20 protein-coding genes are annotated in these 24,832 nt (G+C 71.8%); 9 read left to right on the top strand and 11 right to left on the bottom strand.

Annotated elements, in window-relative coordinates:
* Positions 1-230: 230 nt before the first annotated feature.
* Together ACFYYR_RS26515 and ACFYYR_RS26520 are read right to left on the bottom strand one after the other, a co-directional pair.
* Positions 231-1,307 carry a Gfo/Idh/MocA family protein gene (locus ACFYYR_RS26515; protein ID WP_388858477.1) on the bottom strand — a complete coding sequence of 359 codons (1,077 nt, stop codon included), beginning with the start codon at positions 1,305-1,307 and terminating at the stop codon, positions 231-233.
* 348 nt (positions 1,308-1,655) lie between these two features.
* A complete protein-coding gene (locus ACFYYR_RS26520) occupies positions 1,656-2,282 on the bottom strand; it encodes a pentapeptide repeat-containing protein (protein WP_388858480.1) in 627 nt (208 codons plus the stop codon).
* On the opposite strand from ACFYYR_RS26520, the gene ACFYYR_RS26525 reads away from it, so the two are divergent.
* From ACFYYR_RS26525 to ACFYYR_RS26540, 4 genes are all read left to right on the top strand, one after another.
* Positions 2,265-3,047, top strand: coding sequence for a calcium-binding protein (locus tag ACFYYR_RS26525; RefSeq protein WP_388858483.1), 783 nt, complete (start codon positions 2,265-2,267; stop codon positions 3,045-3,047). The two genes, ACFYYR_RS26520 and ACFYYR_RS26525, sit on opposite strands and share 18 nt — an antisense overlap.
* Positions 3,048-3,115: 68 nt before the next feature.
* Entirely contained in the window at positions 3,116-3,898 is a 783-nt protein-coding gene (locus tag ACFYYR_RS26530) for a calcium-binding protein (protein WP_388858486.1), read from the top strand.
* 494 nt (positions 3,899-4,392) lie between these two features.
* Entirely contained in the window at positions 4,393-5,457 is a 1,065-nt protein-coding gene (locus ACFYYR_RS26535) for a chitinase (protein ID WP_388858489.1), read from the top strand.
* A 216-nt stretch (positions 5,458-5,673) separates the two neighbouring features.
* A complete protein-coding gene (locus ACFYYR_RS26540; RefSeq protein WP_388858491.1) occupies positions 5,674-6,918 on the top strand; it encodes a serine hydrolase domain-containing protein in 1,245 nt (414 codons plus the stop codon).
* Positions 6,919-7,115: 197 nt separating this feature from the next.
* Here ACFYYR_RS26540 and ACFYYR_RS26545 read toward each other — a convergent pair whose 3' ends face one another.
* On the bottom strand, positions 7,116-7,793 hold the full coding sequence (locus ACFYYR_RS26545; RefSeq protein WP_388858494.1) for a hypothetical protein: 678 nt from the start codon (positions 7,791-7,793) through the stop codon (positions 7,116-7,118).
* Positions 7,794-8,267: 474 nt separating this feature from the next.
* On the opposite strand from ACFYYR_RS26545, the gene ACFYYR_RS26550 reads away from it, so the two are divergent.
* The gene (locus ACFYYR_RS26550; RefSeq protein ID WP_388858497.1) at positions 8,268-8,777 is read left to right on the top strand and encodes a DUF664 domain-containing protein; all 510 of its coding nucleotides are present in this window, start codon (positions 8,268-8,270) and stop codon (positions 8,775-8,777) included.
* Between the two features lie 76 nt (positions 8,778-8,853).
* On the opposite strand, the gene ACFYYR_RS26555 is transcribed toward ACFYYR_RS26550, so the two are convergent.
* From ACFYYR_RS26555 to ACFYYR_RS26575, 5 genes are all read right to left on the bottom strand, one after another.
* Positions 8,854-9,450 carry a DUF2867 domain-containing protein gene (locus ACFYYR_RS26555; RefSeq protein ID WP_388858500.1) on the bottom strand — a complete coding sequence of 199 codons (597 nt, stop codon included), beginning with the start codon at positions 9,448-9,450 and terminating at the stop codon, positions 8,854-8,856.
* Positions 9,451-9,570: 120 nt separating this feature from the next.
* A complete protein-coding gene (locus ACFYYR_RS26560) occupies positions 9,571-10,689 on the bottom strand; it encodes a DUF6183 family protein (protein WP_388858503.1) in 1,119 nt (372 codons plus the stop codon).
* Positions 10,690-11,045: 356 nt separating this feature from the next.
* Positions 11,046-11,588, bottom strand: a complete 543-nt coding sequence (locus ACFYYR_RS26565; protein WP_388858750.1) for a GNAT family N-acetyltransferase — start codon at positions 11,586-11,588, stop codon at positions 11,046-11,048.
* Between the two features lie 216 nt (positions 11,589-11,804).
* Positions 11,805-13,433 (bottom strand): M4 family metallopeptidase, encoded by a 1,629-nt coding sequence (locus ACFYYR_RS26570; RefSeq protein ID WP_388858506.1) that lies wholly within the window; start codon positions 13,431-13,433, stop codon positions 11,805-11,807.
* Positions 13,434-14,197: 764 nt separating this feature from the next.
* Complete coding sequence (locus tag ACFYYR_RS26575) at positions 14,198-14,629, bottom strand: hypothetical protein (protein WP_388858509.1); 432 nt, start codon at positions 14,627-14,629, stop codon at positions 14,198-14,200.
* 342 nt (positions 14,630-14,971) lie between these two features.
* Here ACFYYR_RS26575 and ACFYYR_RS26580 point away from each other — a divergent pair, with 342 nt between their 5' ends.
* Entirely contained in the window at positions 14,972-15,148 is a 177-nt protein-coding gene (locus ACFYYR_RS26580) for a hypothetical protein (RefSeq protein ID WP_388858512.1), read from the top strand.
* Between the two features lie 284 nt (positions 15,149-15,432).
* On the opposite strand, the gene ACFYYR_RS26585 is transcribed toward ACFYYR_RS26580, so the two are convergent.
* Positions 15,433-15,846 carry a hypothetical protein gene (locus ACFYYR_RS26585; protein ID WP_388858515.1) on the bottom strand — a complete coding sequence of 138 codons (414 nt, stop codon included), beginning with the start codon at positions 15,844-15,846 and terminating at the stop codon, positions 15,433-15,435.
* A gap of 228 nt (positions 15,847-16,074) precedes the next feature.
* Here ACFYYR_RS26585 and ACFYYR_RS26590 point away from each other — a divergent pair, with 228 nt between their 5' ends.
* A complete protein-coding gene (locus ACFYYR_RS26590) occupies positions 16,075-17,160 on the top strand; it encodes a hypothetical protein (RefSeq protein WP_388858517.1) in 1,086 nt (361 codons plus the stop codon).
* Positions 17,161-17,317: 157 nt separating this feature from the next.
* Here ACFYYR_RS26590 and ACFYYR_RS26595 read toward each other — a convergent pair whose 3' ends face one another.
* The gene (locus ACFYYR_RS26595; RefSeq protein ID WP_388858520.1) at positions 17,318-18,325 is read right to left on the bottom strand and encodes a TetR/AcrR family transcriptional regulator C-terminal domain-containing protein; all 1,008 of its coding nucleotides are present in this window, start codon (positions 18,323-18,325) and stop codon (positions 17,318-17,320) included.
* A gap of 158 nt (positions 18,326-18,483) precedes the next feature.
* Here ACFYYR_RS26595 and ACFYYR_RS26600 point away from each other — a divergent pair, with 158 nt between their 5' ends.
* Positions 18,484-19,608 carry an FAD-dependent monooxygenase gene (locus ACFYYR_RS26600; protein ID WP_388858523.1) on the top strand — a complete coding sequence of 375 codons (1,125 nt, stop codon included), beginning with the start codon at positions 18,484-18,486 and terminating at the stop codon, positions 19,606-19,608.
* 186 nt (positions 19,609-19,794) lie between these two features.
* Here the strand turns inward: ACFYYR_RS26600 and ACFYYR_RS26605 are convergent, their stop codons facing one another.
* A complete protein-coding gene (locus ACFYYR_RS26605) occupies positions 19,795-23,172 on the bottom strand; it encodes a pyruvate carboxylase (RefSeq protein WP_388858525.1) in 3,378 nt (1,125 codons plus the stop codon).
* 670 nt (positions 23,173-23,842) lie between these two features.
* On the opposite strand from ACFYYR_RS26605, the gene ACFYYR_RS26610 reads away from it, so the two are divergent.
* A complete protein-coding gene (locus ACFYYR_RS26610; RefSeq protein ID WP_388858528.1) occupies positions 23,843-24,829 on the top strand; it encodes a teichoic acid biosynthesis protein C in 987 nt (328 codons plus the stop codon).
* Positions 24,830-24,832 lie beyond the last annotated feature (3 nt).

The raw sequence follows: 24,832 nt of genomic DNA on the forward strand, positions 1-24,832 counted from the left end.
GCACCTCATGCCCGTTTCCCGGCTTTGAGGTCTGATGAAACCCTTTGGCCGGGGAATGATCCGGTCGGCACGCATGGCGCATTCGGACATCACGGCCCGATATGCGTGACGTGCCGGGGGCGAAGCACCACGGCCCCGTTCGGAGGTCGGCTGCCGCATCCGGAGCTCACCCGAGGAGAGCCAGGACGCGCCGGGCCTGGCGCTCGCGCGGGGGTCCCGCCACGGCCCGCTCAGGTGGGCCGCCCCCCTTCGACGGCACCGGAGACATCGGGGACCCGCACCGGGCGCGACCCGTCCCGCAACGACTCCGCTCCGGCCACGCCGACCAGTGACGCGGCGACGGCGGGGCGCACGGGGATCAGCGGCGGCGCTCCCTGCTCAACGGTGGCGCGGAACCCCTGGAGCAGCAGCACGGTGCCCTCCGCCGCGCGTTCCACGGTCCGCCCCGCGAGGGACAGGGCCGGCGGGGTGCGCTCCTCCTCGTGGGTGCGGCCCTCCGGCCGGGTCCACCCCTCCGCCCTGACCCGCACCGACCAGGACCGTTCGCCCTGACCGCGCACGGACTCCGCCAGGGCCCGGGTCCCGCGGACGGAGAGCCAGCTCCAGTGGCTGTCGGGTTCGCCCTGGAGGAAGCCGTGCCGGGTGACGGCCAGCGCACCGGTGGAGAGCCGTACCACCATCACGACCGCGGCACGGGGGTCGGCTTCGTCGGCCCGGAACGCCGTCACCTCCACGGGCCACGCGTCCGTGAGCGCCAGGACCGGGGAAACGGTGTGGGTGCAGTAGGCCGTCGGCGCGATCCGGCCTCGCCAGTGGGTGGGGTCGCCGGTCAGCGCGGTGACCGCCTCCGGGGACATGCCGTGCAGATAGTCGGCCTCGATCATGCTGATCCGGCCCAGTTCACCGCCGTCGACCGCCTTCCGGAGGGTGCGCACATGGGGATGCAGCACGTAGTTCTCGGCGAAGGAGTAAGTCGCCGAGGACCGCTCCGCCACCGCGATGAGCCGTCGGCCCTCCGTGGCGTCCGTGCAGGCCGCGGACTCCGACAGCACATGCACGCCCCGCTCGAGGAACGCGGCGGCCAACGGCGCGTGCGCGTCGAAGTCGTTGGCGAGCACCACCCCGTCGAGGCGCTGTTCCAGCAGGTCCTGCCAGCGTTCGGTCAGGGCCGCGCCCGGTAATCGCTCTCCCGCCGCGGCCCGGCGCTCCGGGTCGTGATCGCAGGCCGCCACCACGTCCATGCCCAGTTCCTGACACCAGGTCGCGAGATGGAGTCCCATCCGCAGACCGATCACTCCTGTCCTCATGGGGTCCATCCTGGGGTTGTCCACCGCCGGGTGGGCAACCGGTTTTCGTGCCGGACCGGTGGACGTGCCGACGAGCGGTGCGGGGCGGCCACCGGTGCGCTGGTCGTTCGGTGACGTTCTCCGCATGATTTCGCCACCCGCGACACGGACTTTCGCTCGGCGCCCAGGGCTCTTTCCGGCATTCCCGCACGTCAAGAATTGGCGGCGGTCCGTCACCGAGTCACCTGCGCAATGGCGGTAAACCGTCTCCTCGCTCCGTTCGCCACCCGGCATACTCGGGCCCGGCTGGCCGAGCCGGTGCCCGGCGCCCGTCATGGCGCGAGCCATGGGGGCGGCGTGCAGCGCCGATCACGACCCGTGGACGGCGTGGCGACGGCCCATCCGCGATCGTCGGACCGCAGCACTGCGGTGCAGGTCCGAGCAGGGGAACCGCTCGACACCGCACCCTCGGACGTCCGCACCACGCATGTCCGCACCACGCATGTCCGCACCACGCATGTCCGCACCATGCATATCCGCGCCACGCATGTCCGCACCATGCATATCCGCGTACGCACGTGGGCTCCGCACGCTCCCCCCGGTCCGTCCCGCTTTTCTCCTTTCGTTCCGGCATTGATCCGTGGTCCGGTGCGCACGGGCGCCATTCCGCCCAGGACATTCCGAACGTGCACACGCTCCGCCCGGCCGTTCCCGGCTCCGGCAGCAAGGGGTTCGACCGGAATTCAGCACCGCGCGGCACCGTGCCGAACCCTGCCCACGCGGACGCGGAACCCGGCACACGACCGACGCGCATCGCACCCGCCCAACCCGCCCGAAGTCGCAACGGCCGCTCACCCGGGGCCTCTCCTCGGTCCTGCGCACGGCGGTGGCAGCACCCCGGTGACCACCACGGGTCAGGCACGAGCACAGCTCCGCACGACCGATCGTTCTCGATCCGCGCACTTCCAGGAGGCAGGTATGAACAGAGGGCTTCATCGCACCGTTGCGCTCCTCACCACGGTGTTCGGCTGCACGCTGTGCCTCACCGGCCCGGCGGGCGCAACGCCCGGTGCCCAGCCGCCCGGTTCCGGCTCGACCGGCACGCTGGTCAGCAGGAGCGGCACATCGGTCACCGTCACCGCGGGCGTGGGCCGGGGCAACACCATCTCCGTGTGGCAGGCCGGTGACACCATCCGGATCCGGGACACCGGGGACACCGTCGCTGCCTTCGGCGGCTGCACCGCGGTCAGCCCCATCGAGGCGGTCTGCCCGGCCGCCGGCACGCTCACCGAACTCGTCGTCAACGCCGGTGACCAGAACGACAGCGTCACCTCGTCCCTGGCGGCTCCGGGAGTGACGGTCGTCGGTGGCGCGGGGGACGACAGTCTGCAGGGCGGAACCGCCAACGACACCCTGGAGGGCGACGAAGGGGCGGACTCCCTCTCCGGTGGCGGCGGCAACGACACACTCACCGGTGCCAGTGGCGCGGACCGGATCTTCGGGGGCACCGGCAACGACTCGATCGAAGGCCGTGACGGCTCCGACATCATCAACGGCGCGGCCGGGAACGACGTGGTGAGCGGCGGTGGCGGTGGCGACCAGGTGGTCGTCGGCGAGGGGAACGACTTCGCCGAAGGCGGCCCCGGCCGGGACAGCATCAACGCCGTGGACGAGATCAGTGGCAACGACTACGTCCAGGGCGGCACCGATGCCGACCGTTGCACCGCCGACCTGGGCGACAGCGTCACGGAGTGCCCGTGACCGGGTGCGCGGGAGCACCGGAGAGCCCCCGACGAGCCGCCACCGCACCACGAAGGAGACGCAACGCCATGACCGTGCGACGCAGTCACGTGATCCTGTCGGCCGGGGCGCTGCTCTGCGCCGCGTGGACCTGCCCCTCGGCCTCGGCCGCCGCGCTCACCGACGGCCCGGGGCGGACCGCGGGCGGCACCGTGGTCGAGCTGACGGCCGGGACCCTGGTGGTCACGGCCGGCCAGGGGGTGGCGAACGACATCACCGTTCGCCGCCAGGGCGGCATCGTCCTGGTGTCGGACACCGGGGACGAGGTGCGCGCGGTGGCCCCGTGCGAGGCGCGGTCGCAGAACTCCGTGGCCTGCCCGCTCCCCACGGCCGTGCTGGTCAACGGGCAGGACGCCGATGACGACATCACGGTGTCCCCGAATGTGGACGCCCCCGCGACGCTCTTCGGCGGCGGCGGCAAGGACCTGCTCAACGGCGGGCCGCACGCGGACCGCCTCGTCGGCGACGATCCGGCCGGCGCCACCGGCCGGGCGGCGGCGACCCCGGGGAACGACACCATCAACGGAGGCCCCGGCAACGACACCATCTCGGGTCTGGCCGGGAACGACACCATCAACGGCAACGCGGGGAACGACACGCTCAACGGCAATGAGGACAACGACACCCTGAACGGGGACTCCGGCAACGACACCCTGATCGGAGGCAGCGGCAACGACAGCCTGGCCGGACACGAGGGCAGTGACACGCTCGACACCCGTGACGGGGTGAACGCCAACGACAGCCTCGACGGCGGTCTCGGATTCGACTCGTGCAGCCGCGACGCGGGCGACTCCATGGCCAACTGCCCCTGATCGAGGGATGGTTCGTCGCACCACGGTTGTGCGGGCCCGACGGTGACGGGCACGTCGGCTCTGCGGCTTCGGCAGCCGCAGAGCCGACGTGCCGGACCGTTCATCCGTATCCGCCTCCCCGGCCATGCTCCGGAGAGGCGGATGCAGGCAGGGGCTCCCCCGCGGACGGAGTCCGCGCGGCGTGATCGGCCCACGGGCTCCTGTGCTCCGGCGACGTGGGGCCTGCGCATTCCCGCCGGCGGTGGTCCTCGCCGGGTCCGAGGGTGTCCGGCCGATCCCGGGGTGCGCGACGGGACGCCGCACTACCATGTGAATCTTGCACCACCCCCTGCCGAAAGGGTCTTATGACCTCCCTCCCGCCCCAACACCCCACCGGACGACGGCGCAAACCGCGCCACGGAACAGCGGCCCGCGAGCCCGATACCGACGGTGCGATATCCCGCCGGTCCACCGCGGGGGGCCTGGCCCGGGGCGCATGGCTGGCAGGCGGCGCCATGGTGATCGCGGGCGTGATCGGCGGGGCGGCGTGGGCCCTGAGTAACGACGGCGGCACCACAGCGCACCGGCCGCCGGCCGCGGGCCCCGCCCCCACCGGCCGCGACGACTCCGACCCGCCGTCCCCGGCTCCCTCCACGCGGGAGCCCAAGCCGGTGTCCGTGCCGTTCGCCCCGTACGTCGACACCTCGTTGGCGGCATCCTTCGATGTGGCGGGGACCGCACGGACCATCGGGGTGAAGGACTACACACTCGCCTTCGTGGGGCCGAGCGGCCGTTGCACACCGGCGTGGGGCGGCTCCACCCCGCTCGGCCAGGACCGGGTGGCGGCGAAACTCGGCGACCTGCGGTCGGCCGAGGGCGATGTCCGGGTCTCCTTCGGCGGTCAGAGCGGCCACGAGCTGGCCAGGTCGTGCCCGTCCGTCCCGAAGCTGGTTTCCGCCTATTCCCAGGTGATCGACCGCTACAAGCTGAAAAAGGTCGATTTCGACATCGAGAACGGTGCGCTGGCCGACGACGCCGGCAACGACCGGCGGAACCGGGCCATCGCGGCGCTGCAGAAGTCGCACCCGGGCCTCGATGTGTCGTTCACCCTGCCGGTGCTGCCCCGCGGCCTCACCCCGGACGGCGTGTCGCTGCTGCGCAACGCGAAGTCGCACGGTGTCGACATCGGCGCGGTCAACGTGATGGCCATGAACTACGGCGCGTCCCCGGCACCCGACCCGGACGGACGGATGGGGGACTACGCCATCGACGCCGTCGAGAACACGCACAGGGCGCTCAAGGGCGTCCTCGGCACCTCCGACGCGGAGACCTGGCGGCGCATCGCCGTCACCCCGATGATCGGCGTCAACGACGTCAAGGAAGAGGTCTTCACCGTCGCCGACGCGGCCAAGGTCGCCCGCTTCGCCCGGTCCAAGGACATGGCGTGGGTGTCGATGTGGTCGGCGAGCCGCGACAAGGCGTGCCCCGGCGGCTCGGGCGGCCGTGCCGCCGCAACGTGCAGCGGCGTCGACCAGTCGGCGAACGACTTCGCCAAGGCATTCAGCTCGGCCGCGCGTTGACACATCGGCCGCGACGGCCGTCCGGGCCGCGGCCCGCCCCTCGCGGGAGGCCCACGGGCGGGGTCCCGGGTATCAGCCGGGACCCCGCCCGGCCGTCGCGGGATCCTTCCCGAGGGGGAAATCCGGTCTGCTCCTGTGGGAGGACGCCCCGCGGTGCCCCGGCTGGCAATCTTGGGCACGAGGGGCCGACAGTCCGGCCCCCCGGGAGGGACAGCAATGACCGACATGCAGTTATCGGCCCGACGCCGCATCGGACTCCGGTTGTGCGCTCTGGTACTGGCCGGAGCGAGTCTGCCGGCGTTCGCGCCGGTGGCGTCGGCCGCCCCGGCCGAGCCGGCTCCGGTGTCCGAGGGCCGGCACGGGCGCACGGATCTGAGGGCGGAACTCGGGGCCCTGGTCGACAAGGCGGGGGCGACGGCGGCGCTCGCCGAGTTGCGTGACCGCGGACGGGTCGAGTGGCGCGGAGCCGCCGGGAAGGCCGATCTCGCGACCGGGGAACGGGCCCGGGCCGACGGCAGGTTCCGGATCGGGAGCGTCACCAAGACCTTTGTCTCCACGGTGACCCTGCAACTGGTGGACGAGGGACGGATCCGGCTCGATGCCCCCGTGGGGCGGTATCTGCCCGGCGTGGTGCCGAACGCCAAGAAGATCACCGTCCGGCAGCTGCTCAATCACACCAGCGGCCTCTTCGACTACACCACCGACCCGCAGTTCGCCACCGAGAACGAGGAGGATCTGCGCCGGTACCTGGCCGAGGGCCGCTGGAAGAGTTACCGTCCGCAGCAACTGGCCGACATCTCGAGCCGGCACGCGCCCTACTTCCCGCCCGGCCGCGGCTGGAAGTACTCCAACACCAACTATGTGCTCGCCGGGATGCTCATCGACAAGGTCACGGGACGGACCTGGCAGCACGAGGTGGACCGGCGGATCATCCGCCCGCTGAAGCTGACGGACACCAGCATGCCCGCCACCTCCACGCGCATCCCCGGACCGCACGCCAAGGGCTATCTGCCGCTGCCCGAAGGGCCGGCGGACGTCAGCCGCCTCAACCCCAGTATCGCGGACGCGGCCGGCGCCGGCATCTCCTCCACCCGGGACCTCAACCGCTTCTTCGCGGCGCTCTTCGGGGGCCGCCTGCTGCCGGCCGCCCAGCTGAACGAGATGAAGAGGACCGTTCCGGCAACCGAGTTGGGCGGGGACTACGGGCTCGGAGTGATCCGCTACCGGACCCCCTGCGGCCCTCAGTGGGGTCACCTCGGCGGCATCGACGGATACTCGACGGCCATGCTCGGCAGCGAGAACGGACGTCACCGGGTGGCGGTGTCGGTCAACCCCTACGGCGAAGACCCCTCGAAGGGCGCGCACTTCGAGAAGCTGCTGTCGAAGGCCCTGTGCGGCACGTCCGCGGCGTCGGCCGGCGCCATGCCGTCACTCCCCGCCACACGCAACACCCTGCGCTGAGCACCTCCGTCATCGGCCGTGCCCGGGCGACGCCCGCCCGCAGCACGCCCCGACGGCGGGGCGGGCCACGCCGGTCGCGCCGACCCCCGCGAGCACGTCCGCCCGCATCCGGTGCATGCCTTGGGTCCCTCGGCCCGGGCATGCCGCAGGCCCTCACGGAGAGGTGAGGGCCTGCGTACGGGCGTGCCGGGATCCGCTCAGGCAGCCGGAGCCGGCGAGGCCTGGGCCGCCGCGGGGGCGTCCTGGGTCGCCGAGGCATCTTGGGTCGCGGAGGCATCCTGGGTCGCGGAGGCATCCTGCGCCGGGGCCGAGGCGGCCTGGGTCGAGGCCGGGGAAATGGCGATCGTGCCGGTGTTCACGAAAAAGATGCTCGGCTGGTAGGTGACGGCCGAATTGCCCTCACCGACCTGGCAGACAACCGATCCCTGCGGCTCCTGGGAGGCCTCGCCGACAACTCCGCCGACGGACGGGGAAACGGTCTGCTCGCCATTGGCGCACTCAATGCTGCCCGCAGGCCATTCCTGCCAGGTCTCGACCGCGTGCTCGTCCTGCACACGGCTCTCCGCGGATTCGTCCTGCCGCGATCCGTTCTCCTCGGACTCGTTCTGCTGCGATCCGTTCTCCTCGGACCCCGATCCGTTCTCCTCGGACCCCGATCCGTTCGCCTCGGACTCGTCACGCTGCCCGTTGTCCGCGGATTCCTCCTGCATCTGGTCATCCGTGTTTTCATCCTGCATTCGGCTGTCCGCGGGATCGTCCTGCGTCCGGCTGCTCGCGGGGGTGTGCAGCTCCTCGGCAGAGGCAGCCGAACCCGCAAAGCCAAGAGTGGCAGCCGAAAGTACAGCCAGGAGAGACACTGTGACGGAGGTGCGCATTCCTCACTCCTTACTCGGGGACATGCCCGGTGTTCTTCTCCCGACTGGCCGGAGAAAGACGCGAGCGTTACCAATATGGCAGCGCGCTCGAACACCGCAACCAGAGCGGGTTCGCGGAATTCACCCCGGTGGCTCACAGGGACCGCCGTATGCCGTGCGGTGCCGCACGACTGACTGCGTTGCGGATTCCGGCGACCCAGTACTCCCGACGTGTGCAGTGGAGCCGGACACGGGACGCCCGGCCATCCGAACGGGTGCCCCGATACCGCCCGGCAGCACCGCGAGCGGGAGGACGGAAAACCCGGCCCCGGAGCCTGCCCTCAGGCCGCGGTCATGTCGCGCACCGCCTCACGGGAGCCTGCGGGCGCATTCCGCCCGCTGCCGCCCCGGAGGGGCGTGTCGTACGGCACGGCGCACCGAGGCACGCCAAGGTGAGAGGTCCGCACCCCTGCCACGACAACCGGGGACCGTCTCATGAACACCGCAGACCTGCTCATCGATGCGTTCGAGCGCATTCAGGAGTCCGTGCACGGAGCCGTCGAGGGTCTTCCGGCCGAGGACCTCCACGCACGCGTCGATCCCGGAGCGAATTCCATCGCCTGGCTGGTGTGGCACCTCACCAGGATTCAGGACGATCACATCGCGGACGCGGCGGGCCGGGAGCAGGTGTGGAGCGCCGGGGGGTGGGCGCAGCGGTTCGCGCTGCCGTTCCCCGTGGAAGCCACCGGCTTCGGCCACTCCCGCAGGCAGGTCGGCCAGGTGCGCGTCGATTCCGCCGGTCTGCTGCTGGGCTATGCCGACGCCGTCCACGAGCGGACGGTCGGCTTCGTGCGGGGGCTCCACGGTTCGGCGCTGGACCGGGTCGTGGACGAGGCGTGGAATCCCCCGGTGACCCTCGGGGTCCGGCTGGTGAGCGTCATCGCCGACGACCTCCAGCACGCCGGTCAGGCGGCATTCGTCCGGGGAACGCTCGAACGGCGCTGAGGTCCGGCGAGAACCCGGCCACCGACCTGCTGCGCAACGGCACCCCGTCCGGCTCAGGCTGCACCCGCGGCCCCCGTCAGGCCGCGCTCCGCTCACCGGCCGTCGCCTGCCACCGGTTGCCGATCCCCCGCAGCAGCGCCGGGTACACCCCGAGGTACCGGAAGGGCTTGATGGCCGCCATGTAGAGGACGCCGAACGGGCCGTTGGGCTTCACCAGAACGGCCATCCGGCCACGGTAGCCGCCGGCGCCGTCGGGCACCCACCCGATGTGCATCACCGCATGCACGGTCCGGTTGGCGGTCTCCGTGGCCCACTCGTCGTGCGTCAGATAGAGAGAGGTGAACGGAGTCCCCCGGGAGTCCGGGCCCCGAGGCCCCTCGCGGAGGTCCGCGGGCAGCCGGTCCCGCAGCGTCGCCACCCGGTCGCCGAGGCCCGCACCGGGCTCGTCCCAGCCCAGCAGCCGCCCGAGCCGCCACCGCACTGCGAAGAGCAGCCGTGACACCGGGGACGTGCGGTGCGCCCCGTCCCCGTTCGCCATCTGCCGCACCAGCCACGTCAGGTCGTCGGGACCGCCGGGCGTCGGCAGCTCCCACACGTCCTCGACCTGGAAGTCGCCGGCGATCTCGTGGATCCGCCAGGGACGGCCGGTGTGCGCGGTCACGGGCAGCCTCACAGCAGAACCCCCTCCATACGGTGCCGTATGGAGCAAGGCTACCACCGCCCGTACGGCACCGTACGGAAGAGCGGGCGCGAGTGGACCGACCGGCGTGCAACGGGTGGTGGAGGAAGGGACTCAGTCCGTGTCCGTGGCCGCCAGCACAGCGATCCGGCGGCCACCCGGCGCCACGGCGGCGATCCCGTAGTCGCTGATCTCGTTGTGGAACCACTCGGTGTCGGCCTCGAAGCGGAACCATGTGCACGCCACCGCCAGCCGCTCCACCTCCGCCGCGCCGGCGTCCCGCTGCGCGCCGACGAGTCCGGCGATCGCGCGCCAGGCGCTGAGCCGCCCGTAGGCACCGTGCACTCCGGATGCGTACATGCCGCCGGCCGAAGCCGTCGCGAACAGCGTCTGCCACACCTCGTCCAACGGGCAGGGCCCGGCCTCGAAACGGCTCAGTTCGCCCAGCCCGGCCACGCAGTCCATGGGCAGCCCGGCGAGCACGCCGGGGAGGTCCGCCGGGTCGATCCGTTCCCGCGAGGTGAAGACCCGAGCCTCGTAGCCGCCCCATCCCCCGACGGACGGCGGCCCGCCGATGGCCTCGACGAGATGCGCCGGCGTCGACTCGTGGACCGAGTACCGGACGGCGGCGCGCCGTGCGGCCGCGTCCACCCACTGCCGCGACGCCATGTCCGGGTAGCCGACACCGACGGCTCCCCGGTAGGAACGGCCGGGGAACTCCCCGCCGTACTCCATGTCGGCCAGCCGGTCGGGCAGCCAGGCGAGACGGTGCCACTCGGGCACGATGAACGCGGTGCCCGCGAGACGGTGCAGTTCGTCGGCGTTCTCACCGCGCAGCAGCAACTCGTGGTACAGGCAGGCCCTGAGTTCGTCGCCCGACCTGGTCGCCTCGTCGGAGAGCACGTACGCCGCGTCCCGGAGGGGCTGCCCCTCCGCGATGAGGGAGGCCAGCAACCGGGGGCGCATTCCCTCGGGACGCTCCCGGCTCTCGCGGTGCAGCACGAGCAGCTGCTCCACGAAGGGCCTGCCGGGCGTGAGCGCGAGCACCCGCATCAGGTGCCCCAGGCGCGAGTCCAGACCGCGCACCGCCTTCGCGGCCGCTTCGTACTGCTCGGCGAGCACGCGGCCGAGGGCGCCGACCCGCTCCGCGTCGCCCTGCCTCGCCCAGCCTTCGGTCGTGTCCCAGGAGTCCCGCGATGCGGCCACCGCTTCCAGCTCGCTCCGCCCCGTCATGCGCCGCCTTCTTGTCGTCTCGTCACGCCCCGCGTGGTCCCATCCGTTGGAGTCCCCTCAGCCGTGCGGCCGTCACCGGGTCGGGATCAGGGGCGGGGTCCGGGGCCTCACTCGGTGCCAAGAATGCCCGAAGCTGCCCGGCGTTCCGTTCCGGCGTTCCAGGTGACGCATATACCTGCTGGTCACGGCCGGTCCGGGCGTTCCCGTATCCCGAACCGCCCGGCGCCGGTGGCGGCTGGGACGGATCATGCCGCAGGCTCGATCAGCCATCGATCACCTCAAGAGCCATTGAGCCGTGGCCACCAGGTACGACGGACTCGCGGTCCGCTACGAGGCCACCGTCCTCGGAGCCGCCGTCAACGCGTGGTTGCGACGTACTGGTCCGACGACAGCTCGAACACCCGCACTCGCCGACCGAAGGTGGGACTGACGGTCTCACGGACCGGATGCATCCCCAGTTTGGCCGCGATCCGTTCGGAGGCGTCGTTGCCCACCTGAACGATGCTGACGATCCGCTCCAGCCCTCGCTCCTCGAAGGCGAACCGTACAGCGGCCGCGGCGGCCTCGGTGGCCAAGCCCTGCCCCCAGTGGGAACGTCCCAGCCGCCAGCCGACCTCGACCGCCGGCAGTACCTCCGGAAAGAAGTGAGGCACCGAAAGGCCGGTGAACCCGGCCATCTCACCGGTGGACCGGATCTCCACGGCGAACAGGCCGAAGCCCTGTGACTCCCACTCGCTCTCCCATGCCCGGACCCCGCCGCGAGTCTGCTGTTCGTCACGGACGCTGCCGTCACGGATCCACCGCATGACCTCGGGGTCGGCATTGACGGCAGCCATGGGCGCAACGTCTTCCTCGCGCCAGCGACGCAGGATCAAACGGGGAGTCCGAAGCGTGACCATCGGATCATTCTGGATCACACATGGGCTCTTGGCCATAGTCGCCAGCGGTCCCACCTCGCTTGCGCGCACCCTACGTTGGTGATGCCCGCCGGGGTACCGGGGGTCCGGCAGGCGGACGCGCCGCCTGCCGGACCCCCTCCGTCGCGCGGAGCGACCGGAACGCCCCGGGTGCGGCCCCTCACGGAAGGAAGGGGCCGCACCGTGGTGGTGCCGGGGTCAGCGGACGTTGACGGCGGCCCAGGCCTTGCCGACCGTCTTGTACTCCTTGCTCCGCTTGCCGTAGAGGTCGGCGGCGGCCTTCAGCGTCGCCTTGCGGGCACCCTTGTAGTTGGTCGTCGAGACCATGTACCGGGTCAGCGCCCGGTACCAGATCTTCGACGCCTTGCCGTTGCCGATGCCGGTGACCTTGGAGGAGCCGCGGTAGATCGGGCTGTTGTAGGTGATGCCCTTGATCTTCTTCTTCCCGCTGCCCTCACTGGCCAGGTAGAACCAGTGGTTGCCCACGCCGGAGGAGTGGTGCACGTCCTCCTGGCCGACCCGGGAGCTCCAGTAGTTCTTGGAGGCTCCGTCGAGGGACGGCTTGTCGAAGCGGCGCAGCCACGGCGGGGTGGACTGGTCGCTGAAGAGGTAGTCCGGCTTGTCGTAGCGGTTCTTGGCGTGCCACTCCACCATGGTGCCGAGGATGTCGCTGGTGGCCTCGTTGAGGCCGCCGGACTCACCGCTGTAGCGCAGGTTGGCGGTGGCGCTGGTGACGCCGTGGGTCATCTCGTGGCCCATGGTGTCCAGGTCGACCTGCTCGGGGTCGTTGGACCCGTTGCCGTCACCCGACATCATGCAGAAGCACGCGTCGTCCCAGGCGGCGTTGTCCCACTTGGTGCCCACGTGGACCAGGACGGTGGCGCCCTTGCCGTCGTTCTTGATGCCCCGACGGTTGAACGTCTTCTTGTAGTAGTCCCACGTCATGGCCGTGTTGGCGTGGGCGTCCACCGCCGCGGTGGCGCGGTTGGTGGAGAACTTCTTGCCGTCGCCCCAGTCGTTGTCGGCGTCGGTGAAGAGCTTGCCGGTGGAGGCGTTCACCGAGTCGGCGTCGGCGTTGCGCGCGTCCTTGGTGACGGTGCCGCGCTTCGGGTCCTTCAGCGCGTAGCGGCCGTTGGACTGCCGGGTGGTGTCCAGACGGACCTTCCCGGTGTACTCCGAGCGACCGATGCCGGAACGATTCGCCTGGTGCTTGGCGTCGTAGGTCTCGATCTGCCGGCCGGTGGCGGCGTCGGTGACCACGACCTTGCCCGCAGGCTCGCCGTGGGCTCCGGAGCCGCTGACGGTGGTCTGCCAGGCGAGCCGCGGGGCGCCCTCGGCGGCCCAGACGACGAGCACCGGCTTGGAGGTGGCGTTGCGGACACCGTCGGCACGCTTCAGCGCGTTCGACGCCGTGTTCTTGGGCGAGACGGTGGGAGAGACGGACTTCACCGCCACCTTCCCCTCGCTCGCCCGGGTGCTGCCCTGGTAGGCGCCGGCGCTGGACTGGTGCACCACCAAGTCGCCGCCGACGACGGGCAGTCCGCGGTAGGTGCGGTCGAAACGGACGTGCTGGGTGCCGTCGGAGTCGATGACGACGTCCTTGACCTTGAGCTCCTGGCCCTTGCCGAAGCCGAACGCGGCGGCGTTCCGGGCCACGTTCGCCTCGGCATGGGTGATGGCGCTGTCCCGACTGGACTGCGCGGCTGCTTCGGCGGCCTGCAGCGGCTGCGCCGAAGCGGATCCGGCAAGTCCGGCGGCGACCATGGCCGCCGTGGCCGTGAGCGCCGCCGCGGTGATGCGACGGCGCTGCGGGGAGGCAGATATCACTCGGTCTCCTCGTGGGGGATGACGAAAAGTCAGTAAGAACGAAGAGAGAATGACCGTCACATGAAAGAAGTTGAACTGTTTTTACCGAATGATTGCCTCTTGATCACGGCAAGCGGCCTGATGAAGGGACGTGACACACCTTTTCCGGCACCTCCCGCGAACCCCTGATGTGGGGCAAATGCGGCCCTGACCAGGGCTATTGGGGGCAGCTCCGGGCCAGGGGGCGGATCCGGCGAGGTATGCCGTGACCTTCGACACGTCGCGATCGACGGCCGACCGGCCGCCGGTCGGCACCGCCGCGGGAACCGCGCGGTGCGCCCGGCACAGACCAACGGATCGCTCACCTTGGAGTGAGGACCGCCGGGAGGGCCCGCAGGTTGCCTGCCGAGGCCATACAGGAGAGGCCGTTCCGGATATTCCGCCGACTGGGAGCGGGATGCATCAGAGGGGCCTTGCGTGCCGACGCCGACGTTCTTCCCGCGCGTCAGGGCGAGTTCAGGGGCCTTTCTTCGGGGCCCCTGTCAGCGGGCCTTCGCCGGACGGGCTCACCACACCTCGGGGACGGGACCCCGAGGTGTGCGGCGGACACGGACGGGAGAGCACGTGCGGCGGGCTACCGTCAGCAGGTACCGCACGCCGTCAGGGCCCCGGCGAAAGGGCCACTGATCAGCGGGACGCGCGGGAGGGACGGCACGTGCCACGCACCCGCACCGGGCGGCGGCAGACAGTACAGAGCGCCGGCACCGGGCGCCGGGCCGAATACGTCAGGCGGGCCGCGGGCCCGCGCCGAGGTGGCGGCACGGGCTGCTCGACGTCTCGGGAATGCGCAGCCGGTGCATGAGAACGCGCGTCGCCCTGCGGTGCAGCACGGTGCACCAGGAGATTCCGGGATGGCGTGCGCGCAGGCTGGACATGGCCCGGGTGCCCAGACCGCCGCCCCGGAGCACGCCGGAGAACTCCGCCGCTGTGATCACTCCGGTGGAACAGTGCTCACAGAGCCGGTAGGTGAGGCTGCCGATCACGCACCGGCCGTGCACCAGCAGCAGACACCGGGCGTCCTCGGGAGAGGGGGCCGGGGACGCGACGATGTCGACGTCGCGGTAGGCGAGCAGCCTCCGCCGCCAGCGTCCGGTACGACGCGTCGGGCGGCGATGCCGTCCCGGTCCGTCCGGAGCCGCGCGCAGGGCGGAGTGCACAGGATTCTTCGTCGGAGAAACGGCGTATCCAGGCATAGCCTCCGAGTACCCGACATCACCCCCGCTACGCGGCAGAAGACGCAGAACGCCACGGCGTGCCGGAGGCGTTCCGCGCAGGCGACCGGATCCACACGCCCCGCGCATCGCACCAGGTCAGCGGCGCGCGAGGCGCACAGTCGGGCGACCGGCGGCGCTCCGCGGCGCGTGCTGCGCGCCCCGGCTCCTCCCCGGAGGAGGTCCGGTGCTCACGGTGGCCTCCCGGGCACGTAAGGTCTTCTCCGGCCGACCGCTGACACCACGGACGGCCTTCCCCACGTACCCGATCTCAGGGAGCAGTCCCCCATGCCGGCCGACGATCGTCCCCAGGCGCCGATCTACGACAGCCTCGTCCAGGAACACGGTGACGTCCTCACCGAGGCCCGCCAGACCATGCAGCAGGTGAAGCGGGAGACGGAGGAGGCCCTCGACTTCAGCGACCTGCGCCGCCGGAACGGGATCCCGGGCAGAACCGCGGGATAGCCCGACAGCTCCGGGCGGCCCGCCGACGGGCCGCCGGTGCACGCCACTCCTCCGGGTGATGCTGTCGCGCCGCATCCGCGGGGCCACTTCGCCCGGAGCGCACCTTTCTCTCACCTTCGCCCGACAAGTCCGGTCCTCCGGTACGGCTCGTGGAGCGGGCGACGGGCACCCCACTGCCTCACGGATGATCGGCGCGCCGACCGCGGTCCGGCCCACGGAGCGACGCAGCACCACTCATCGCCGCACGACACGCGACCCCGGCATTCGGTCGTGGGCATCAGATCCTAGGGCCGGGCGTCGAAGCGGTGCCGGAGCGAGCCGTCGGGTCCGAAGACATCCATCAAGTACCCCTTCCGCAGCGGGAGGTCCCGCTCACGGGCGAGGAACCTGGTGATCGAGCCGTTCAGTTCGTCGAAGGTCGCGGCGCTCCCGTCCGCGTCGCGCGTCCGCACGATCAGCAGCGGCGCTCCGCCGGGACCGTCGCGCCGCTCGATTCCGTAGACGTGCCGGAGTCCGCCGGCGCGCCGGTAGCGGTGGGCGAGCCGGGCCGCGTCCGCCGAGACGGCTGTGGTGGTGGCCGTGGGGCCGGGGGTGGCGACGGGCTTCTCGGAGCGGGTCGCGCCGTCGGCGGTGCAGCCGGACAACAGGGCGAGGGCTCCGGCACAGACCAGCACGACTGAACGGGTATATAACCTCATCGCACCATTCTCTCCGACTCGTGATGGCACCGTCGACACGCGGGGCCGCTTCCCGCCCCTGACTCCGGGTCCGTCGTGCCACTGCCGAAGGTTCGGACCTGCTGCCTCGGCAGCGCGCGGCGGCGTCCTGGAGCCGGACCCCGCACCGGGGGTGGCCGGGGTGGACGAAAAGCTGTTGGCCTGCGACCGCCGCGCCGGGACAATGCGGTCCAGGGGGAGGGAGCGTCCATGGCCGTGTTCGCGTGCGCGGGGTGCGGCGCCGTACTGACCGCCCCCGTTGCGCAGGTCGCGCTTCCCGTTCACGCCCGTCGGAGTTACGGGCACGCCCTGCTCCCCGCGCTGATGGAACCGGGAACGTATGCCGTCGACCCGGAGCCGTCCGGGCCGCCGTGGCGGCGTTGGAGCGAGATCGGCGCCGGGGAAGCAGCGGCCCGTGGCGTGTTCGCGCCGGTCCGCAGCCTGTCCTTCGGCGCACCGGGAGCGATCGCCGTCGCGCCGGGCGACATCCGCGATGTCGCCCTGATCCCCGAACGGTGCGACGGCTACTGCCAGGGACTCGACGGGCGGGACGGGCCGAACCTGGCCTGTGTGCACTGCGGTCGGGCCGTGGCGACCCGCGTCGACGACTGCTCGTACTGGCAGGCGGTGTGGTTCGCCCGGGATTCCGTACGCCGCCTCCCCGCCGGCCCGGACCGGCCGCCGGTCGCCTGGGAAGCGCTGGCCGAGGAGTGGGAGGACACTCCGCCGGTCGAACCGTCCGGAGCGTGGAGTCCTGGGTGGGCGGCGGCGGTCGGGACGTCCCTGGCCCACCTGGTGGCGGCTTCGGCCGGCACACCGGTGGCGGTCCCCGGCGGGCTGCCGGCGGAGACGTTCGGCCCCGCGCTCGACGTGCTGCTCCCGCCGGGGCGGCCCGCGCGGCGCGTGGTCCTGGCCGGGCCCGGCCTGCCGGCGTCCGGCCCGGCGGCGTCCGGCCCGGCGGCGTCCGGCCCGGCGCCCGACATCGCGCTGGTGCCGCGCCATCCGCAGACGGGGCAGGTGTGGCAGCCGCCCGGCGCCACCACCGCCGTGCCGTTGGCGGCCGATGTGTGGTTGCATCTGGCGTTCCCCCGCGCACGGGTGCCCGTTCCCGTGACGGGTGGACTGCCCGACGGTGTGCTCCGGGACGATCCGCTGCCGCTGCATCCCCGGGAACGGTTCCGGCCTGACGGGGAAGCCTTCCTGCACACGCTGGCCCGGCTGCCCGCGGTGCGTCAGCCCTGGCTGCGCGAGGTGTACGACCGGGTGCGGGAGCGGCCGTACGGCCGTCCGTTCTGAACGGTCCTTGCACTTGAGCGCCCGATACGGCCGCGTGGTCCGGTGCCGTGCATCGCAGGGCCCCGGAGAGCCCCGCGCACCCGCGAGGCCGGCAGCACACAGCACCCCAGGAGCGTGACGCGACCGGCGGCGAGCAGCGCCGGGACCAGGACATCGCTCAAGGCGTCGAGCCCGCGTCCCGAACTCCGGGATCCGCCGTGTCCGGTCGGCCGCCCCGGCCGCCTTCGATGATGGGCGTCAGGCCGTCGAGGAGTGCCTCGAGGCCGAAGGCGAAGAGGGCGTCGAGCCGCAAGTCGTACCCCTCGCCGAAGGAGCCGACCACCTTGGCGAAGGCCGGGAAGCGACCGGATGTCATCAGGCCCTCGAGGTCGGGGGCCAGGCTGTCCATCCACTGGTCCTCCGACTGGCCCGTGGCGGCCTCGGCGTGCGCCTCCCGCTCCAAGTGGACCGCGAGGCCCTGCACATGGCTGTAGATCAGCAGGTGGATGTCGAACAGCCTGGTGGGGTCCAGGCCGTGGCCGTCGAGAGCGCTCAGCATCCATTCGGCGTGGGCTATCAGACGGGGCAACGGCAACGGACGGGTGAGGGAACCGAGCTGGGCCAGCCACGGGTGCCGGCGGTAGAGGGTCCAGAAGGTCCGGGCGCCCAGTTCGACGCGGGCGCGCCAGCCCTCGGGCGGATCGTCGGGGTAGCTCTCCTCGCCGAACGCCGCGTCGGCCATGTGCAGGACGAGATCGTCCTTGCTGGGGACGTACCGGTAGAGCGACATGACGGCGACGCCGAGCCGCGTGGCGACCCCGCGCATGGAGAGCGCCGACAGCCCTTCGGCATCGGCGATGTCGACGGCCGTGCGGACGATCCGGTCGAGGGTGAGCTCCGGTTCGGGGGCCGGGCCGGGTGAGGCGTGTCCGCGGGGCGGGGCGACGGGTGCGGTTCCGGCGACGACCGTGCCGGCCCGGGGGCGGGCCTCGACCAGGCCCTCCAGGCGCAGGGTGGTGAGCGCCTTGGTGGCGGTGGCGAGCGCGACGCCCCAGTCCGCGGCGATCCGTCGGGTCGAGGGGACCCGGTCCCCGGGGGCCAGGTCGCCGTCGAGGATGCGTCGCCGGATGTCGTCGACGATGCGCCGATAGGGCGGTCGGCCGGATGGTCCTGTGGGCTCCGTCACGTCATGCCGCCTTCCTGTCCTGTACTAGCGCAGAGGTTAGCAGCGAGGACGCCGGACGGAGCCCAACTGCCCTAGTACAGATGGCCCATTGAGCCAGTTGAAGCGGGTGCGCGTACGCCATACGTTCAGTACGCGTACAGCGTATTGGAGGATTCACCGTGCAGACCGTTCTCATCTCCGGCGGCGGCATCGCCGGGCCCGTGCTCGCCCACTGGCTCCACCGCCGTGGTTTCCGGGTCACCGTCGTCGAACGCGCCCCGGCTCCCCGCCCCGGCGGTCAGGCGGTGGACGTCCGCGGCGTAGCGCTCGACGTGCTCGACCGGATGGGGCTGCTGGACCGTGCGCGGGGCGTCCGCACACGGATGCGCGGCATGTCGGTCCTCGCCCCCGACGGGCAGGAGATCGACCGTTCCACCGAGGCGACGTTCAGCAGCGGCCGGCTCGACAGCGACGACATCGAGCTGCTGCGTGAGGACCTGGTGCGGATGGTGCACGAGCACACGCGCGCCGATGTCGAGTACCTCTTCGGCGACAGTGTCACCGCGCTCGACGAGGACGGGCTGGGCGTGCACGTCGATTTCGCCCTCGCGGCGTCCCGCAGGTTCGACCTCGTGGTCGGGGCCGACGGGCTGCACTCGACCGTCCGGCGGCTGGCCTTCGGCCCCGAGGAGCGCTTCGCCCGTCACCTGGGCAGCTACCTCTCGGTGTTCGGCGCGGAGAACTTCCTGGGCCTGGAGGACTGGCAGATCTGGCTGCGGGACGGCGACGCCGGCTTCGGCATCATGCCCGTGCGCGACAACACCGAGCTCAGGATCGCCTTCGGCTTCGAGTCGGCTCCCCTGGCCCCGGAGCTCCGCGGCAACGGCGCCCTCCGGGGCCTCGTTGCCGACCGGCTCGCGTCCTTGAGGTGGGAGGGCGTCCGTCTCGCCGAAGCCGCCCGCGACGCGCCCGACTTCTACTGCGACGCCATGGCCCAGATCCGGATGGACCACTGGTCGCGGGGCAGGGTGGCGCTGCTCGGTGACGCCGGCTACTGCCCTTCCCCGCTGTCGGGGCAGGGCACCAGCCTGGCGCTGGTGGGTGCCTGTGTACTGGCCGACTGCCTCGCGGAGGCGGGCGGCGACCACCGTGCCGCGTACTCCGGTTACGAGCGGCGGATGCGCGAGTTCGTCTCCCTCAACCAGGCGCTGGCCACGGAGAATTCCGGCGGTCCCGCCTCCGAGGCGTCCATGGAGCACGCCAAGAACGCTCTCTCACTGGACCGCTGGGCCCCGGAGGGCTGACGACGGGCGCGGGGGTCCGGAGATTGCGGGGGCGACCGCCTTCCAGCCGCGCACCTACGGCCGGCGGGAGGCCGGCCGCGGCGGCGGACAGGAGTGGGGTACGGGCCGGCGGCACTCCGCACACACCCGCACCCCACTCCCGGTCCGTCGGTTCCGGCCCGGGGCCGGCCCGTCGGGACCGTCGGCTCAGGCGAGGTCGACGAGCAGGTCCCCGCCCTCCACCTGCTGAATCGTGTTGATGGCGAGGCGGGAGACCGTGCCGGCCTTCGGCGCCGCGATGGTGGCTTCCATCTTCATCGCCTCGATGGTCGCCACGGTGGCGCCGGCCTCCACCCGGTCGCCCTCGGAGACCGTCAGCGTGACCACACCGGCGAACGGCGCGGCGACGTGGCCCGGGTTGGACTTGTCGGCCTTCTCCGTCGCCGGGATGTCGGACGCCGCCGAGGTGTCCCGCACCTGGATCGGCCGCATCTGGCCGTTCAGGCTCGACATCACCGTGCGCATGCCGCGCTCGTCGGCGTCGCCGATGGCCTCCAGTTCGATCAGCAGCCGCACACCGGGGTCGAGGTCGACGGTGTACTCCTGCTGCGGGCGCAGACCGTAGAAGAAGTCCTTGCTGTCCAGCACGCTGGTGTCGCCGAAGGCGTCGCGGTGTGCCTCGAACTCCTTGGTGGGGCCGGGGAACAGCAGCCGGTTGAGGGTCCTGCGGCGGTCCGTGTCCAGCTGCTCGCGGTCCTCCGCGGACAGCTCCTCCGGCGTCGGCTTGGCGGCGCTGCGGCCTTCCAGGGCCTTGCTGCGGAACGGCTCGGGCCACCCGCCGGGCGGGGTGCCCAGTTCGCCGTGGAGGAAGCCGATGACCGAGTCCGGGATGTCGAACCGGTTGGGCTCGGCCTCGAAGTCCTCCGGCGAGACCCCGGCACCGACCAGGTGCAGCGCGAGGTCGCCGACGACCTTCGAGGACGGGGTGACCTTCACCAGGTGGCCGAGGATGCGGTCCGCGGCGGTGTACATGGCTTCGATCTCCTCGAAGCGGTCGCCGAGGCCGAGCGCGATGGCCTGGGTGCGCAGGTTGGAGAGCTGGCCGCCGGGGATCTCGTGGTGGTACACCCGCCCGGTCGGGGAGGCGAGACCGGCCTCGAAGGGGGCGTAGATCTTGCGGACGGCCTCCCAGTACGGCTCGAGGGCGCCGATCGCCTGGAGGTCCAGCCCGGTGGGCCGTTCGGAGTGGTCGGTGGCGGCCACGATGGCCGACAGGGACGGCTGGGAGGTGGTGCCGGCCATGGAGGCGACGGCGCCGTCCACCGCGTCCGCGCCGGCCTGGACGGCCGCGAGGTAGGTGGCGAGCTGGCCGCCCGCGGTGTCGTGGGTGTGGATGTGCACCGGGAGGTCGAACTCCCGGCGCAGGGCGGAGACCAGGGTGGCCGCGGCCGGGGCGCGCAGCAGTCCGGCCATGTCCTTGATCGCGAGCACATGGGCGCCCGCGTCGACGATCTTCTCGGCCAGCTTGAGGTAGTAGTCGAGCGTGTACAGCGTCTCCGACGGGTCGGACAGGTCGGAGGTGTAGCAGAGGGCGACCTCGGCGATGGCCGAGCCGGTCTCCCGGACGGCGTCGATCGCGGGGCGCATCTGTCCGACGTCGTTGAGCGCGTCGAAGATCCGGAAGATGTCGATCCCGGTGGAGGTGGCCTCCTGGACGAAGGCGTTCGTCACCTCGGTGGGGTACGGCGTGTAGCCCACGGTGTTGCGGCCGCGCAGCAGCATCTGCAGACAGATGTTGGGGACGGCCTCGCGCAGGGCGGCCAGCCGCTCCCAGGGGTCCTCGGCGAGGAACCGCAGGGCGACGTCGTACGTGGCGCCGCCCCAGCACTCCAGGGACAGCAGCTCCGGCGTGGTCCGGGCGACGACCGGGGCGACGGCGAGCAGGTCCTTGGTGCGGACACGGGTGGCGAGCAGCGACTGGTGGGCGTCCCGGAAGGTGGTGTCGGTGACACCGATGGTGGGCGACTCGCGCAGCCAGCGGGCGAATCCGTCCGGGCCGAGCTCCGTGAGCTTCTGCCGCGAGCCGGCCGGGGGCTCACCGGCGGGCAGCGCCGGCAGCTTGCTGCGGGCGTCGACCAGCCGGGGCCGCTCACCGTGCGGCTTGTTGACCGTGACGTCGGCGAGGTAGGTGAGCAGCCGGGTGCCGCGGTCGGCGGAGTGCCGTGCGGTCAGCAGGTGCGGGCGCTGCTCGATGAAGGACGTGGTGATCCGGCCGGCCCGGAAGTCCGGGTCGTCCAGCACGGCCTGCAGGAAGGGAATGTTGGTGGACACGCCGCGGATGCGGAATTCGGCCACGGCGCGGGCGGCGCGGCCGATCGCCGTGTCGAAGTCACGGCCCCGGCAGGTCAGCTTGACCAGCATCGAGTCGAAGTGGGCGCTGATCTCCGTACCGGCGTGGGCGGTGCCGCCGTCCAGGCGGATGCCGGAGCCGCCCGGCGAGCGGTAGGCGCTGATCATGCCGGTGTCGGGGCGGAAGCCGTTGGCCGGGTCCTCGGTGGTGATGCGGCACTGGAGCGCCGCGCCGTGGAGCCGGATGGTGTCCTGGGACAGGCCGAGGTCGCCGAGGGTCTGGCCGGCGGCGATGCGCAGCTGCGACTGCACGAGGTCCACATCGGTGATCTCCTCGGTCACCGTGTGCTCGACCTGGATGCGGGGGTTCATCTCGATGAAGACGTGCCGGCCGTCGCGGTCGAGCAGGAATTCCACGGTGCCGGCGTTGCGGTAGCCGATCTGCCGGGCGAACTTCACCGCGTCGTCGCAGATCCGGGCCCGCAGCTCCGGGTCGAGGTCGGGCGCGGGCGCCAGCTCGATGACCTTCTGGTGGCGGCGCTGGAGCGAGCAGTCGCGCTCGAAGAGGTGGACGACGCCGCCCTCGCCGTCGGCGAGGATCTGCACCTCGATGTGGCGCGGCTCGACGACGGCCTTCTCCAGGAAGACCGTCGGGTCGCCGAACGCGGACTCGGCCTCGCGCGACGCGGCCTCGACGGCCTCGCGCAGCGCGCCGGGCTCCTCGACGCGGCGCATTCCGCGGCCGCCACCGCCGGCGACGGCCTTGACGAACACCGGGAAGCCGAGCTCGTCGGCGGCCCGCACCAGCTCGTCCACATCGGTCGACGGCTCGGAGGAGCCGAGGACCGGCACCCCGGCGGCGCGGGCCGCGGCGACGGCGCGGGCCTTGTTGCCGGTGAGCTCCAGGATGTCGGCGCTCGGGCCGACGAAGGTGATGCCCGCCTCCTCGCACGCCCGCGCGAGGTCCGGGTTCTCGGACAGGAATCCGTATCCGGGGTAGATCGCGTCGGCACCGGCGTGGCGCGCGGCCCGGACGACCTCCTCGACGGAGAGGTAGGCCCGCACCGGGTGGCCCGGCTCGCCGATCTCGTACGCCTCGTCGGCCTTCAGCCGGTGCAGCGAGTTGCGGTCCTCGTGCGGGAACACGGCGACGGTCCTCGCCCCGAGCTCATAGCCGGCCCGGAAAGCGCGGATGGCGATCTCTCCACGGTTGGCGACCAGCACCTTGCGGAACATTGCCCGATCCCTTCTACCTGCCCCGTGCAAAACCCAAGCTTGTCGGTGACAGTACTGCCCAGGTGGCTCAAAATGCTGCCCTGATGTGATCCAGTTCTCGTGGCCGGGTGTTTCGGCCGTCCACACTTCGACCGGTTCGTCCCCCGGACGCCACACACGGTGACCGTACCCTCCCGTAGGGCTCTGACCAGGTCTCACTCCTCGGACTGCCCGGGCCGCGGGGCCGGGGCCGGGCAGTCCGAGGAGTGAGACCGGCCCGGCCGCGGGGCCGGGGCCGACGGCACCTGCCCACGGGGCCGCCCTCAGGGGCGGGGGCGGGCCCTGCGCCGCGCCGGGCCAGGCGCGGCCCCGCGGCCCCCTGAGGGGCGTCCGTGCGCCCGTCCCACGCCCATGCCGTCCGGACCGTGGCGCACGCCGGGGAGCCGTCCGGCGGCCGCGAGGGCGGGACCCCCGAGGCCTGGCCAGGGCTCCGGGCTGCTTTCACCGTCGGATCTGACCGAATATCGCCGAGAAGGTGTCTGGAAACCTGCTGTTGCATCGATATTCGGCCACTAAAGATGATCAGGTTCAGACAGCTGATCCCTGGGGGACGGCCCGGGCCGCGCCCGCCCCTTCCCGCTCCCGGCGCCACCTGCCGTTCACTCGACCGCTCTCCCCCTTGGAGGAACACATGTCCCCCCGCGCCTTCGACGCCCCGCTGAGCCGCCGCGGTCTGCTCCGCGCCGGCGGCGGCCTCGGCCTCGCCGCCCTCGGGCTCGGCCACGGCGCCGCCGCGGCGTCCGCCGCCGTGCCGGCCTCCGCCCGGTTCGATCTGACGCAGCCGTCCTACGACCTGTTCCGCGGCAAGCCGCTGCACGACGACACCGTGCAGCAGAGCTTCGCCTTCGACCAGGTCAACAAGCGCCTCTTCGTGGCCCAGTTGCGCAACGGCAGCGGACAGGACGAGCTCGGCAACCTCTGCGTCACCCAGCTCGACTTCGCCGGCAACCAGGTCTCGTACATGCACCTCTCCGGGTTCGGGCACGGCGTGGCCTTCGGCGTCGAGCCGAGTGGCACCGACAGCTACCTGTGGACCGAGGTCGACGCCAACACGGGCGGCTTCGGGACCCGGCTGGCCCGCTTCAAGTTCGTGAAGGGCGGCTCGCTGTCCAACACCTCCACCGCGATCCGCAAGTTCGCCCCGATCGCGGGCGCGACGGAGTACACCTGCTCCATCGACCCGGTCCACAACACCCTGGTCACCCGCTACCACAAGGACGGGGCCAAGCACATCGCCGTCTACGACCTCGCCGCGGCGTCCGCGGGCACCTTCGGCACCCCGAAGGTGAACTTCCCCCAGCCCGCGCTGCCCACCAAGTCCCCGAAGTTCCAGGGCTACACGGCGTACGGCCAGTACCTGTACTGCCTGACGGGCACGGACTACGTCACCAACGGCAACGTGGTCGACTCGGAGATCACGAGCATCGATCTCAACACCGGGAAGATCAAGGAGGGTCCGGTGCTGACCAAGGCGGGCGAGTCGCTGTCGTTCCGTGAGGCGGAGGGCATGGCGGTCTACCGCACGGACTCCGGTGAGGCCCGCCTGTTCCTCGGCTTCGCCTCCGGCGACCCGGGCGACCGGCGCTCCAACATCTTCTACAAGAACGCGCTGGTCTGAGCC

The sequence above is a fragment of the Streptomyces sp. NPDC001922 genome (assembly GCF_042891165.1).
Classification (GTDB): Bacteria; Actinomycetota; Actinomycetes; order Streptomycetales; family Streptomycetaceae; genus Streptomyces.